At 61.5% G+C, this 13,522-nt stretch carries 10 protein-coding genes; 3 read left to right on the top strand and 7 right to left on the bottom strand.

The window, feature by feature from the left end:
* The first annotated feature begins 33 nt into the window (after positions 1–33).
* Complete coding sequence (locus JTP94_RS30265; RefSeq protein WP_204854108.1) at positions 34–1,392, top strand: esterase-like activity of phytase family protein; 1,359 nt, start codon at positions 34–36, stop codon at positions 1,390–1,392.
* Positions 1,393–1,541: 149 nt separating this feature from the next.
* Here JTP94_RS30265 and ppx read toward each other — a convergent pair whose 3' ends face one another.
* The 4 genes from ppx to JTP94_RS30245 all read right to left on the bottom strand — a co-directional run bounded on the left by ppx (position 1,542) and on the right by JTP94_RS30245 (position 7,203).
* The gene (gene ppx / locus JTP94_RS30260) at positions 1,542–3,062 is read right to left on the bottom strand and encodes an exopolyphosphatase (protein ID WP_204854107.1); all 1,521 of its coding nucleotides are present in this window, start codon (positions 3,060–3,062) and stop codon (positions 1,542–1,544) included.
* 11 nt (positions 3,063–3,073) lie between these two features.
* Entirely contained in the window at positions 3,074–5,275 is a 2,202-nt protein-coding gene (locus JTP94_RS30255) for an RNA degradosome polyphosphate kinase (RefSeq protein ID WP_204854106.1), read from the bottom strand.
* Positions 5,276–5,353: 78 nt separating this feature from the next.
* The gene (gene hdaA / locus JTP94_RS30250; protein ID WP_204854105.1) at positions 5,354–6,067 is read right to left on the bottom strand and encodes a DnaA regulatory inactivator HdaA; all 714 of its coding nucleotides are present in this window, start codon (positions 6,065–6,067) and stop codon (positions 5,354–5,356) included.
* 2 nt (positions 6,068–6,069) lie between these two features.
* Positions 6,070–7,203 (bottom strand): AI-2E family transporter, encoded by a 1,134-nt coding sequence (locus JTP94_RS30245; RefSeq protein WP_204854104.1) that lies wholly within the window; start codon positions 7,201–7,203, stop codon positions 6,070–6,072.
* A 222-nt stretch (positions 7,204–7,425) separates the two neighbouring features.
* Between JTP94_RS30245 and purM the strand changes: the two genes are divergently transcribed.
* Positions 7,426–8,499: a phosphoribosylformylglycinamidine cyclo-ligase gene (purM, locus tag JTP94_RS30240; protein WP_204854103.1), complete on the top strand. Its 1,074-nt coding sequence runs from the start codon at positions 7,426–7,428 to the stop codon at positions 8,497–8,499.
* A complete protein-coding gene (gene purN / locus JTP94_RS30235; RefSeq protein WP_204854102.1) occupies positions 8,496–9,167 on the top strand; it encodes a phosphoribosylglycinamide formyltransferase in 672 nt (223 codons plus the stop codon). The genes purM and purN overlap by 4 nt, the downstream gene beginning before the upstream one ends.
* Before the next feature lie 284 nt (positions 9,168–9,451).
* Here purN and JTP94_RS30230 read toward each other — a convergent pair whose 3' ends face one another.
* The 3 genes from JTP94_RS30230 to JTP94_RS30220 all read right to left on the bottom strand — a co-directional run bounded on the left by JTP94_RS30230 (position 9,452) and on the right by JTP94_RS30220 (position 13,483).
* The gene (locus JTP94_RS30230; protein ID WP_204854101.1) at positions 9,452–10,621 is read right to left on the bottom strand and encodes an alpha-D-ribose 1-methylphosphonate 5-triphosphate diphosphatase; all 1,170 of its coding nucleotides are present in this window, start codon (positions 10,619–10,621) and stop codon (positions 9,452–9,454) included.
* 148 nt (positions 10,622–10,769) lie between these two features.
* Complete coding sequence (locus JTP94_RS30225) at positions 10,770–11,363, bottom strand: NUDIX domain-containing protein (protein WP_204854100.1); 594 nt, start codon at positions 11,361–11,363, stop codon at positions 10,770–10,772.
* Positions 11,360–13,483 (bottom strand): molybdopterin-dependent oxidoreductase, encoded by a 2,124-nt coding sequence (locus tag JTP94_RS30220; RefSeq protein WP_246755427.1) that lies wholly within the window; start codon positions 13,481–13,483, stop codon positions 11,360–11,362. The genes JTP94_RS30225 and JTP94_RS30220 overlap by 4 nt, the downstream gene beginning before the upstream one ends.
* Positions 13,484–13,522 lie beyond the last annotated feature (39 nt).

Here is a 13,522-nt window from a genome sequence, read left to right as displayed (position 1 = left end):
GTTTTCGCCAATCCTAGCCAACAAGGTGACATGATGACTCGAATTTTTTCTGCCTCCGCGGCATTGTTTATCTTGATTGCCGCCTCGGCCCACGCCGACGAACAGCAATTTCCGGCGAAGCTTGCCGGGCAAGCCATCCTGCCGGCCAACACCATCGTCGCGGCCCCCGTCGATGTGCCCGACTTCCTGAAAACATCAGGCAAGTTCACGACGCCGGATCGCAAGCGCACCGACGCCCTCGGCACCGTGCCGGGCAAGGACGGCGCCCGCGTGACCGACCTGAAGCTGCCCTTCGACGGCCAGCCGATCCAGGGCTTCTCCGGCATCAAGGCCATGCCTGACGGCACCTTCTGGACGCTGTCGGACAACGGCTTCGGCTCCAAGCAGAATTCCAGCGACGCCATGCTCTTCCTGCACCAGCTCAAGTTCGACTGGAACAGTGGCAAGGTCGATGTCGTCAAGAACCTGTTCCTGTCCGATCCGAACAAGAAGGCCCCCTTCCCGATCGTCCTCGAAGGCTCCGACAAGCGTTATCTGACTGGCGCCGATTTCGATATCGAATCGATCCAGCCGGTCGCCGATGGCTTCTGGCTCGGCGATGAATTCGGTCCCTATCTGCTGAAGTTCGATACGAACGGTCAGCTGACCGATGTTTTCCCGACAACGCTCGACGGCAAGCCGGTCATGTCGCCCGACAACGCCCTGCTGCAGCTCCCGGGCAATCCGACGCAGAAGATGCCGGCCTTCAACCTGAAGCGCTCGGGCGGTTTCGAAGGCCTTGCCATGTCGAAGGACGGCTCGAAGCTCTACGGCCTGCTGGAAGGCGCGATCTACAAGGATGACGGCCAGATGGAAAGCGTCGATGGCCGCACCGCAATCCGCGTCATCGAATTCGATGTCGCCTCGAAGGGCTGGACCGGCCGCAGCTGGCTTTATCCGTTCGCAGACAAGGGCGTATCGATCGGCGACTTCAACATGCTCGACGAGACGACGGCCCTGGTGATCGAACGCGACAACGGCGCCGGCACGAAGGACAAGGCCTGCGCCGATCCCAAGCAGCCGAAGCCGGATTGCTTCGAAGCCCCGGCCGAGCTGAAGCGTGTCTACAAGATCGAATTCAGCGATGCCAATGTCGGCAAGTCTGTCCGCAAGATCGGCTATATTGATCTGCTTCGCATCGAAGATCCGGATCATAAGCGTCGCCAGGGCGGCGGCGATGGCTTCTACGACATGCCCTTCGTCACCATCGAGAATGTCGATCGCGTCGATGCCACGCATATCATCATCGGCAACGACAACAACCTGCCCTTCTCGGCCGGCCGCGCCGTCAACAAGGCTGACGACAACGAGTTCAGCATTCTTGAAGTCGGTGATTTCCTGAACGCGAAGTAAAAAATCCCCTTCTCCCCTCGGGGAGAAGATGCCCAAAGGGCGGATGAGGGGGAGCTCTACTCCCCCAAGGGGCGCAACAAGTCTTACGGCGCAACGCCTTCTCAACCCGCGCTACGTGCGGCCTTCTCCCCTCGGGGAGAAGGTATCCCTTATTCGAAGCGGAATGCCAGCCGACGGTTCGTGAGCTTGCCCAGCTGCTGCAGGCGCCCATCCAGCCTCTCGCCGGCAAAATCGTGATACTCGGCCGGAACGACGAATTCGAGATCCAGATCCGGATTTGCCGAGCGTCGGAACGACAGATTGCGCACCACGCCCGGCATCGACGCCGAAAACAGATAGACGACCCGCAGCAACCCGCCGAGCAGCTTGGCGCGTTCGATGTATAGCGAGGTCGCGATCGTCGCCAGCGGTTCGGTCGCGCCGTCGTCGTGCAATCCCTCGAAACGATAGTAATTGGCAAGTGCGATGAAGGCACGGCCGGCATGGGTGATGCCGACGAAGGACGTATGGGCGATGATGTTCAGCGCCTGCAGGCCACGATAATCCGGGTGAGCGCGCCAGCTGATATCAGCCAGCAGGCACGCGGCCTGGCGATAGCGGCTCTCCTCTTCCGTCTCGGTGATGCCAAAAAACGGCATCATCCGACCCGTCCATTCGGCGAGCTCACGGGCATGCTCCGGCGAACGGGCACGCAGGATGGCGAGCTCGCCGGCCGCTACGAGCAGCGGATCGCTGTTGCGCTCCGCCTCCGTCAGCAACGAATAGAGATAGCCCTCGCGGACACCCTGTGCGGAAAACGACACCATGGACGGTTTCATCGCCGCCAGCACTTCGCGCATCGCCACGGCGCCGAAGGGCAGCAGCGAACGGCGATGCTTGGAAATCGTCAGCAGCGCGGGATCCTTCGTTTCCCTCGCCTCGCCGAGCTGATCCAGAAAGCGCATCATCTCGTCGAGAGACACTTCATAGCCCTGCATCATGTGCAGAGGATATTTGCGGATCTCCATATGCAGCTTGGCGATGTTTCGCCATGTGCCGCCGACGGCATAGAAAGTACGGCCCTCGCCATTGCTTAGCAGCTTTGCCGTCTTGACATGCTTGCGCGCGAAACTGCGTGCCTTCTCCATCGAGCCGCCGGCATATTCGGAGAGGCGCAAGCCGCCGAGCGGCAGCGTGATGCCCTTGCCGATTTCCCTGTCCTTGATGTCAATCAGTTCGAGCGAGCCGCCGCCGAGATCGCCGGCGATGCCATTCGGATGGAAGAAGCCACTGACGATGCCGAGCGCGGAGAAGCGTGCCTCTTCCTCGCCCGACAGCACGCGAACCTTGCGCTGCAGGATCGTCTCGGCCTGGTGGATGAATTCGGGACCGTTGCTGGCTTCGCGCGCCGCGGCGGTCGCCAGAACATAGATGGTCGATGCACGCGCCTGATCGGAGAGCGCCTTGAAGCGATGCAGGGCCGCAAGAGCCCGCGCCACGCTTTCCTCGTCCATCTTTCCGGTCAGTGCTATGCCCTTTCCCAGGCCGCAAAGCACTTTCTCGTTGAAAAGGATGGTCGGTGAGCGCGAGTGGCCTTCATAGACGACAAGACGGACCGAATTCGATCCGATATCGACGACGGAGACAGGGGCAACACCGGGAAGGCGCCCCTGGGCTTCTGATTCAACCATGTAGGTCCAGTTTATTTGTTGCGGCCCGACAACAGCCCAGCGATCAGTTTCGGCGCACTGGATTTCAAGGCTTCACCCCGGCCGGACAGGCTGGGATTCGTCATGAAATACTGCTGCGCATTGAAAGGCTCTTCTCCCTTGCGCACTTCCACGCGCCGTGAAGTACCGTCCGGCAATATCTCGTAGCTCTGTTGATTGTCAATGATATTGCCCAGCATGATCTGCGAAAGCACCTGTTCATGCACCGTCTTGTTGGTGAGCGGCACAAGGGTTTCGACGCGGCGATCGAGGTTTCTGGGCATCATGTCAGCCGAGCCGATATAGACCAGCGCCTTGTCCGACGGCAGGCCCTGGCCGTTGCCGAAACAGAAGATGCGGCTGTGCTCAAGGAAGCGGCCGATGATCGACTTGACGCGGATATTCTCGGAAAGACTAGGCACCTGCGGACGCAGGCAGCAAATGCCGCGCACGACAAGATCGATCTCGACGCCGGCATTGCTGGCGCGATAAAGCGCGTCGATGATGTCGGGATCGACAAGCGAATTCATCTTCATCCAGATCGCGGCCGGGTGGCCGCTCTTGGCGAACTCGATCTCTCCCTCGATATGCTGCAGGATGCGGGTGCGAAGCGTGTAAGGCGAAACCGCGATCTTCATGTCGTGTTCCGGCTCACCATAGCCGGTGATGAAGTTGAAGATGTTTGCCATGTCATGGGCGATCTTCGGATCGCAGGTGAAGTAGGACAGATCGGTATAGATCTTCGCGGTGACCGGATGGTAGTTGCCGGTGCCGAGATGGCAATAGGTGCGCAGCTTGGCGTCCTCGCGGCGCACGACCATCGACATCTTCGAATGGGTCTTGAGTTCGATGAAGCCGAAGACAACCTGCACACCGGCGCGCTCCAGATCGCGCGCCCAGCGGATGTTTGCCTCTTCGTCGAAACGTGCCTTCAGCTCCACCAGAGCCGTTACCGATTTGCCGAGGTCGGCCGCGTCGATCAGCGCGCGCACGATCGGGCTGTCGTTCGAGGTACGATAGAGCGTCTGCTTTATCGCCAGAACGTCAGGATCGCGCGCAGCCTGGAGAAGGAACTGGACGACCACGTCGAAAGATTCGTAAGGGTGGTGGACCACCATGTCCTTTTCGCGGATGGCGGCGAAGCAATCGCCGGCGTGTTCGCGGACGCGCTCAGGAAATCGCGCATTGTAGGGCTCGAACCGCAGATCATCGCGCGGAGCCTTGCAGATCTCGGACAGCGTGTTGAGCGCCAGCAGGCCCGGCAGAACCGCGATGCGGTTTCCCGGCACGTTCAGCGATTCCACCACGAACTGGCGAAGCTCGAGCGGCATTTCGGAATCGGTCTCGATGCGGATCACCGAGCCGCGGCGGCGGCGCTTCAGCGCGGTTTCGAAGAAGCGCACCAGGTCTTCGGCTTCTTCCTCGACTTCGATATCGCTGTCTCGGATCAGGCGGAACGTACCCGAACCCTGCACTTCGTAGCCGGGATAGAGCCGGTGGATGAAGATGTTCACCACATCTTCAAGCGTGATGTAGCGAATGACGTTGCTCGCATCCGGCAGGCGGACGAAGCGATCGAGCGCCGGCGGCAGGCGCAGCAGCGCCGTCATCGGCTCGCGGCCGTTCATGCTTTTCAGCTGCAGCGCGATCGAGAAGCCGAGGTTCGGAATGAACGGAAACGGATGGGCGGGATCGATGGACAGGGGCGTCAGAACCGGAAAGATCGCCTGTTCGAACTCGGTGTGGAGCCATTGCCGGTCGGCCTCGGAAAGGGCGGCGGGGCGGACGATCAGAATATCTTCCTTGGCAAGATATTGCTGCAGGACGGCGAGCGAGGCCTGCTGCTCCATCTGCAGATTGTCGATCTCACGCAGGATATCATCGAGCTGCTCGGCGGGCGTCTTGCCATCCGGCGTGCGCACGAGGATTTTCTGGCGGACCTGACCCTCGAGGCCGGCGACGCGCACCATGAAGAATTCGTCGAGGTTGGCGGCGGAAATAGAGAGGAAGCGGACACGCTCCAGAAGCGGATGCGCGGTGTTCAACGTCTCCTCGAGGACGCGGCGGTTGAACTGCAGCCAGGAGAATTCGCGGTTGATGAAGCGTTCGGGGCTGCTCAGCAGCTCGTTGATCGGAGGAGTGGCCTCCGGGGTCTCTTGGCTGGCGTCCTGATGTTCCGTTAGTGCCGAGTCCATGTTCCACCTACCCTCATCTCTAATCCATGTGCCACGTATATCAGTTTGACGACGGAACTGTGACAGCTCGACGTCGGCTCAATCCGGCTGACCGGAATTGCCCAGTTCATTCAATACTTCAGCGACCAATACTCGCGTAATCCTCGTGCCTCGCCCCAGCGCCAGCCGGTCCAGTCGGTCGACGATCAGCTGCGCGGCGTTCATGGAACGCTCCATTCGATTGACGATATAGAGGACGAGTTTGTCATCGATATAAAGCTGGCGGTCGGCGAAGAGTTTTACGATGACTTGCGACAGCAATTCCTCGTCAGGCTCGCCGATCTCGACCACCGTCGCCGCCTTGAGGCGGGAGCGCAGATCGGGCAGCGTGACCGGCCAGGACATCGGCCAGAGCCGCGTCGTCATCAGCAGGCTCGTGCCGTTCTCCCTGACGCTGTTGATGACATGGAAGAGCTCGGTATCGTCGAAGCCCAGGCGATCCACATCCTCGAAAATGACCGGACCGTTCGCGGCCGCAACGGCGGCATCGGAGCCGGCCACCGGATGGATTGACGTCGCGCCGCATCTTTCACTCCAGATACTGGCAAGATGCGATTTGCCCGAGCCGACGGGGCCGGCCAGGATCACCACCGGCGACGGCCAATGCGGCCAGGAATCGACGATCTTCACCGCCGCGCTCAAGGGATCGGCGACGAGCAGGTCGTCGCGACCGCTTGCGGGGTCGTGCGTAAAGGCCAAGGGTAGCTGTTCGGCGGGTTTGCGCCTCACATCAGCGTTCTTTGCGTCGGTCATGTCTAGTTATTCTCGGGCTTTCCGGCCTTGGCTCTGCGCGCCTTGCCTGCCTCTGAGCGTCCGTAATAGAGATCGCTCTGAAGGTATCGCGAAAGGGCGAAACGAACAAGGACGCCGCAGGCAGCAGCAGCTGGAACCGCGACCAGCAGCCCGACGAAGCCAAAGAGGGCGCCAAAGGCGAAAAGCGCGAACATCAGCCAGACGGGATGCAGGCCGACGCTTTCACCGACGAGCTTCGGCTGCAGCACATTGCCCTCAAGGAACTGGCCGGTAAAGAAGACGGCGAGCGTCAGGCCGACCCACAGATAGTCGTCGGGCCAGAACTGGACCAGCGCCACTCCGACAGCCAGAATGAGGCCGACCAGCGAACCCACATAGGGGATGAAGCTTATCATGCCGGCGAACAGGCCGATCAAAAGGCCGAAGTTCAAGCCGACGAGCGAGAGGCCGACGCCGTAATATATGCCGAGAATGATGCAGAGCGAGCCCTGCCCTCGAATGAAGCCCGCGATCGCCTGGTTGATCTCCGTTGCGATCTGGCGGACGGTGGCGACATGGTCGCGTGGTATCCAGTTATCCACCTTGGCGATCATCCGGTCCCAGTCGAGCAATATGTAGAATGCGACGACCGGCGTAACGACCAGCAGCGAGATGATGTTGACGAGGGCCTTGCCGGAACTCCAGATCTGCGCGAACAAGCCGCCGACGAAGCTCAGGCCATCGGACATTATGCTGGAGAAATTATCCTTGATCGCGCCGAGCTGATTGCGGATCCAATCGGGCAGCACCATCGTCTGCGCCTTGGCGACGAGCTGCTGCATTTGCTGCACATAGGCCGGTATGTGCTGTATGAAATCGTTGAACTGATTGATGATGATCGGAATGATGATCGTCAGCGCCAATGCGAAGACCAGCACGAATGAGACGAGAATGACCACCGTCGCCATCAGGCGGCTGAGGCCGATCCTTTCCAGGCGGTCGGCGACCGGATCGAGAAAATAGGCGACCGCCATGCCCGCTATGAACGGCAGCAGGATCGTGCTGAAGAGATAAAGAAAGCCGATGAAGACGACGAGCACGATCACCCAGAAAGTGACTTGCCGCTTGAGGCTCGCCCCGCTGACTTTTTGCTCCATCGACTTCCCCACTGTTTCCGGCCCGTCTGCCGCTCGCTTAGGACATAGGATGATGCTGCAATTATGGTCAAGCCTGAGACCGGAAATCGGCGCTGAGTGCTGTGAAGCGGGGAAAATCGAGGGGTTGGCCGCCCTTGCGCCTTGCATAAAGGCCCCTATCATGCAATGGCGACCCGATCAGAGCCCTGTCGCGACGGAAGGGCGGCCATCGGAGGCGGAAGCATGAGCCAGTCTGGAAAAAACGGTCTGACCTATAGCGACGCGGGCGTCGATATCGATGCCGGCAATCTGCTGGTCGAAAAGATCAAGCCTGCCGTGCGCTCGACACGCCGTCCCGGTGCCGACGGCGAAATCGGCGGCTTCGGCGGCCTCTTCGACCTCAAGGCCGCAGGCTTCACCGATCCGGTGCTGGTCGCCGCCAATGACGGCGTCGGCACCAAGCTGAAGATCGCCATCGATGCGAACTATCATGACACTGTCGGCATCGACCTCGTGGCCATGTGCGTGAACGACCTTGTCGTCCAGGGTGCGGAGCCGCTGTTCTTCCTCGATTACTTCGCCACCGGCAAGCTCGATCCCGATCAGGGCGCGGCGATCGTCGGCGGCATCGCGGCCGGCTGCCGCGAGGCAGGGTGCGCGTTGATCGGCGGCGAGACGGCGGAAATGCCGGGCATGTATTCCGACGGCGATTATGATCTGGCGGGCTTTGCCGTCGGTGCCGCCGAGCGCGGCCAGCTGCTGCCGTCAGGCGACATCGCCGAAGGCGACATCATTCTCGGCCTCGCCTCCTCCGGCGTGCACTCCAACGGCTTCTCGCTGGTGCGCAAGATCGTCGCGCTTTCCGGCCTCGGCTGGGACGCACCGGCACCTTTCGCAGAGGGCGAGGCACTTGGCGAGGCGTTGCTGACGCCGACGCGCATCTATGTGAAGCCGCTGCTCAAGGCCATCCGCGAAACCGGCGCTCTCAAGGCGCTCGCCCATATCACCGGCGGCGGCTTCCCCGAAAATATCCCGCGCGTGCTGCCGAAGCATCTGGCCGCCGAAATCGATCTTGCCGCCGTCAAGGTGCCGCCGGTCTTCTCCTGGCTTGCCAAGACGGGCGGCGTCGAGGCCAAGGAAATGCTGCGCACCTTCAACTGCGGTGTCGGCATGATCGTGGTCGTCGCGGCTGACAATGTTGCAGCCGTGAAGGCTGCGCTCGAAACCGAGGGCGAGGCTGTGGTAACACTCGGTCGCATGATTGCTCGTGCCGAAGGCGCTGGAGGCACGGTCTACAAGGGTACGCTCGCTCTATGAACACGCCGCGCAAACGCGTCGTCGTCTTCATTTCCGGCGGCGGCTCCAACATGATGGCCCTTTTGAAGGCCACGGCGGCTCCTGATTATCCGGCCGAGATCGTCGCCGTCATCGCCGACAAGGCGGATGCCGGCGGACTGGCAAAGGCAGCGGCCGAGGGCATCGCCACCTTCGCCTTCGTCCGCAAGGACTTTGCCAGCAAGGACGCCCATGAAGAGGCGATCCTTTCTCGGCTGGAAGCCTTGTCGCCCGACATCATCTGCCTTGCGGGTTACATGCGGCTGCTTTCCGGCCGGTTCATCCAGCGTTATGAAGGCCGGATCATCAATATCCACCCTTCCCTGCTGCCGCTCTTTCCCGGTCTGCACACGCATCAGCGCGCCATCGACGCCGGCATGCGCATTGCCGGCTGCACGGTGCATTTCGTCACCGAAGGCATGGACGAAGGCCCGGTGATCGGCCAGGCAGCGGTGGCGGTGCTGACCGGCGATACGGCGGACGCATTGGCTGCCCGTGTGCTGACGGTCGAACATCAGCTCTATCCGCAATCCCTGCGGCTGCTGGCTGAAGGTAACGTCAGGATGGAAGGCGGCAAGGCCATCAGCCTTGCCAGAACACCTGCCGCCCATGGACGGCAGGTCGTGTCACTGCTTGGGGATATGGCTTAAGTAGGGAGTTACGGAGCCGAACGGCGCCCCCTCATCCGCCCTTTGGGCACCTTCTCCCCGCAGGGTAGAAGGGGAGCACTTCCTGGTGCTCCCGTTTCGTTGAGGAGGCCACACCCATCCGGAGCCATGCAACTTCCTTTCAACGCGGAAGCTTCACCCTCTCGGTGAGACACATTTATCGGGGTCGGTGCGCCTAGCGAACCCCTTCTCCCCTCGGGGAGAAGGTGCCCGAAGGGCGGATGAGGGGCCGCCGGGCGCCCTAATTCGCCCCTTCAATTTTCTCTTCAAGCCGCAATCGCCATCAGCGGATGCAGCGTGCCGTCGCTATAGACGATGCGGCCGCCGCGGAAGGTTGCGCGAATGCGATGAACCGAGCCGGGCTCGACGGCAACCAGATCGGCAAGCTGGCCGACAGCGATCTCGCCACGATCCATGAGGCCGGCCGAACGAGCAGCATTGGCGCTTGCCATGGCAACCGCCGCCGGCAGGCCACCGCCAACAACCTCCGCAATCTTGAAGATCGCCGGCACGAAAGCGGCCGGATGATAATCGGCGGCGATGATGCCGAGCAGGCCGGCGCGGGCAGCGTCCAGGGCACTGAGATTGCCGGACATGGACTGACCGCGCAGCGCGTTCGGCGCACCCATCAGCGTCCAGAGGCCGCGGCGGCAAGCCTCTTCGGCGGCCGGTCCCGTTACTGGAAACTCGCTGATCGTCACGCCGAGATCGTGCATCGCCGCTACCTTCTCGGCGCTGTCATCATCATGCGAGGCGAGCGAGAGCTTGTGTTTCAGCGAAAGCTCGACCACATCGTGCAGCTTGCGTTCGATCTCCGGATCCTGGCGTTGCGCGATGCGCTTCGCCACGACTTCCTCGGCAGCCTCGCGCGACATGGAGCGACGCTCGGACATGCTGCGGATGTAGCTTTCGATATCGTTGTACTGCCCCTGCCCCGGCGTGTGGTCGGTCAGAGAGACCATGTCGATGACGCCGTCCTCCAAAAGCCGCTCCAGGGTCAGTGCCGCGCCCAGATTGGTAATTTCATAGCGGGCATGAACGCGGTGATCGATCAGGAGGTCATTACGCAGGCTGTCGATGCCGCGGATCACAGCCGAAGTGGTTTCGAGCGAGCGGACGTGACCGTAGACGCTTTCGGTCGCAAAGGAGAGCGCGGCAAAGGCCGTCGTGACGCCGGCTGCAGCCAGCTTCTTGTCCAGCTCGTGAATGCCGAAATCGATCGGCATCATGGCGTTCGGTCGCGGCGCAATCTCGCGCTCAATCATATCGCAGTGCAGATCGACGAAACCCGGCATCAGCAAACGGCCACCGCCGTCAAACGTCGGCTGCTCCACCGGTTCCGAGCGGATTTCGGCAATCACGCCGTCCTCGATGCGCACGGCACCCCGGTCGACGACTTCATTGGGAAGAACGAGCGTGAAATTGCTGAGCCACATCGGCTTTCTCCTGAAACAGCGTCTATCATCTAAAAGGCACCGACACGTCCGGACGTTTTCGGCCAGCACGCCCCGGTAGTCTCGATTCGTGACACGGTGATGAAGGCCGGAGCATAGTTTCGGGCCTAGCTCCCTGACTTCGACGGACCTACTTCAGGCTGGCCCTGTTCAGGGCCGCCCATTGCAGCAGAATGACCGTCTTGGCATCGTAGATATCGCCCGCCTCGATCATTGCCATCGCATCGGACAATCGAATTTCCATCACCTCGATATCCTCATGTTCCTCGGCAAGCCCGCCGCCGTCGGCGACCCGATCGGACGTATCGATCACGGCGGCGAAGAAATGGATGATCTCGGTCACGGCACCCGGCGAGGTCATTGCCTTGAAGAGGAAGCGGACATCGCGAACGCGAAACCCGGTCTCCTCCATGGCCTCGCGCCGGATCGCTGCTTCCGGCTCGTCACCATCGAGCAGGCCGGCGGGCACTTCGATCATCCATGCCGGCAGGCCGGCAAGCTGCGACGGCAGACGGTATTGCCGGACGAGCACGACCGTCTCACGGGCGGGATCGTAGAGTAGGGTGCAGGCGGCCGGCGTGCGGTGATAGATCTCGCGCTTCAGGCGATGCTTCTCGCCGTGCGAATCCGTGTAGTCGACGTCATAGCTGCTGAGCCGTGTCCATTGATCCGCCAACGTCTTCTCGCTGACGATTTCGGCTTTCGCCTTTCCGAATTCGCTCATGCCGTATCCTTGCGCAGCCATACCTTGTTATCGTGAACGGCCGCACCGCCATAGGGCGCGACCGGGTCGGCGCCGGTGAGCACGTTGATGCCCTCGCCGTCGACATGGGCCTTGTTCGGCCAAAGCCCCTCGGCAATCAGCACGCCCGGCTTCACCTCCGTCGTCACGCGCGCATGGAGGCGAATATCGCCTCTCGTATTGCCGATGCGGACCAGATCGCCATGGATGACATCGAGCGCCTCGGCATCGGCCGGATTGATCATCACCTCGGGGCGGCCTTCCTTCTGCCGCGAGGTCTTGGTTTCCGCGAAGCTCGAATTCAGGAAGTTGCGCGACGGCGAGGTGGCGAGCCTGAACGGATGGTCCGGATCGGCCACTTCGATGACATCGACCTGATCCGGGAATTCCGGCAGCTCGATATGCGGGCCGAGTAATCCGACTGACGCAGGCGGGCGGTTCGGCGCCGGCTGGTTGACCCAATCGGGGCGGAACCGGAACTTGCCGTCGGGATGGCCAAAGCCGTTCAGAAAATGCGCATCCTCGAAAGCCGGCTGGCGGTCGAACCATTTATGTTCGAGGAAATAATCGTAATCCGGCAATCCACTTTTCGCTAGAATCCGATCGACCATCTCGCGGGCGGAAAAGCCGAAGCCGGGGCGATCCGCCACGCCGAGGCGCTTGGCCAGCTCCTCGATGACGAAGAGATTGCTGCGCACCGTCGGCGGCGGCTCGACCAGCTTCGGGCCAAGAAGAATGTGGTTCTGGCCGCCGGCGCGGTAGATGTCGTCATGCTCGACGAACATGGTGGCGGGTATGACGATATCGGCCATCTCGGCCGTGTCGGTCATGAACTGCTCGTGCACGGCAACGAAGAGATCGGAACGGGCAAAGCCGCGCTTCACCAGCCGTTGCTCGGGCGCGATGTTCACCGGATTGGTGTTCTGGATCAGCATCGCCGTCACCGGCCCGCGATGGCGAAGCGCGACGGCATCGCCGGTCAGCGCCCGACCGATCTGCGACTGATCGATCATGCGGATATCTAAATCCTTCATGGACCGACCGGTCAGCTCGCTCGCGTCCATGCGGAAGATATCGCTGTTCGAATGAAAGGCACCGCCGCCCTCATATTGCCAGGACCCCAGCACCGTGGCGATCGAGGCGGCCGCATGCATGGCGATGGCGCCGTTGCGCTGGCGGGTGAAACCGTAGCCGAGGCGGAAATAGGTCTTCTTCGTCGTTCCCACAAGCTTTGCAAAGGCTTCAATCTCATCCACTGAAAGGCCGGTAATGCCGGCGGCCCAGGTAGGCGTCTTCGATTTCAGGTGATCTTCAAGGCCCGCCGGATCATCGGCATATTTTGCCATATAGGCGCGATCGGCATAGCCATCACGGAAGGCGATATGCATGACGGCGCAGGCCAGTGCCGCATCCGTGCCCGGCTTGACGATCAGCGCCAGATCGGCCTGCTTCATCGTCGGATTGTCATAGATATCGACGACGACGATCTTGGCGCCGCGTTCCTTGCGGGACTTGACCGCATGCGTCATCACGTTGACCTGCGTCGCGACCGCATTCGTGCCCCAGATGACGACGCAATCGGTACGGCCCATCTCCCGCGGATCGGGACCGCGCAACACACCCGTCGCCATGGTGAAGCCGGTCCAGGCCGGGTTGGTGCAGATCGAGGAAAAAAAGCCGGAATAGCGTTTCGCATGGCGAAGGCGATCGATGGAATCGCGTTGGACCCAGCCCATGGTGCCGGCATAAAAATAAGGCCAGATCGCCTCGCTGCCGTCCTTGGCTTCGGCCTTGACGAAAGCCTCGGCGATCTCGTCCAGCGCGTCATCCCAGGAAATCTCCTGCCAGCGCCCCTCGCCCTTGGCGCCGGCGCGGCGCAGCGGCTTCATCAGACGATCTTGATGATAGAGGCGCTCGGCATAGCGGGCGACCTTGGCGCAGATGACGCCGGATGTATAGGAATGATCATTGGCGCCGCGGACGCGGCCGATCCGGCCGTCCTCCGTCAGATCGATCTCCAGCGCGCAGGTGGAGGGACAGTCATGCGGACAGGCCGTGTGACCAGTGCGGGATTTGGCTTGAATAGGGGTCGCAATGTTCATGATGTTTCTATATTTCAAGCGATGACCGGCCACTAGGGA

The sequence above is a fragment of the Martinezella lusitana genome (assembly GCF_016901135.1).
Taxonomy (GTDB): Bacteria; Pseudomonadota; Alphaproteobacteria; order Rhizobiales; family Rhizobiaceae; genus Rhizobium; species Rhizobium lusitanum_D.
The sequence above is the reverse complement of the archived record's forward strand: the minus strand, read 5'-3'. Positions and strand labels throughout refer to the sequence as shown.

Bases quoted from the DNA above. Each gene is read 5' to 3' on its own strand.
- ppx (WP_204854107.1), bottom strand. From the start codon at position 3,062: ATGGTTGAATCAGAAGCCCAGGGGCGCCTTCCCGGTGTTGCCCCTGTC.
- purM (WP_204854103.1), top strand. From the start codon at position 7,426: ATGAGCCAGTCTGGAAAAAACGGTCTGACCTATAGCGACGCGGGCGTC.
- JTP94_RS30220 (WP_246755427.1), bottom strand. From the start codon at position 13,483: ATGAACATTGCGACCCCTATTCAAGCCAAATCCCGCACTGGTCACACG.
- JTP94_RS30225 (WP_204854100.1), bottom strand. From the start codon at position 11,363: ATGAGCGAATTCGGAAAGGCGAAAGCCGAAATCGTCAGCGAGAAGACG.
- purN (WP_204854102.1), top strand. From the start codon at position 8,496: ATGAACACGCCGCGCAAACGCGTCGTCGTCTTCATTTCCGGCGGCGGC.
- hdaA (WP_204854105.1), bottom strand. From the start codon at position 6,067: ATGACCGACGCAAAGAACGCTGATGTGAGGCGCAAACCCGCCGAACAG.
- JTP94_RS30265 (WP_204854108.1), top strand. From the start codon at position 34: ATGACTCGAATTTTTTCTGCCTCCGCGGCATTGTTTATCTTGATTGCC.
- JTP94_RS30245 (WP_204854104.1), bottom strand. From the start codon at position 7,203: ATGGAGCAAAAAGTCAGCGGGGCGAGCCTCAAGCGGCAAGTCACTTTC.
- JTP94_RS30255 (WP_204854106.1), bottom strand. From the start codon at position 5,275: ATGGACTCGGCACTAACGGAACATCAGGACGCCAGCCAAGAGACCCCG.
- JTP94_RS30230 (WP_204854101.1), bottom strand. From the start codon at position 10,621: ATGTGGCTCAGCAATTTCACGCTCGTTCTTCCCAATGAAGTCGTCGAC.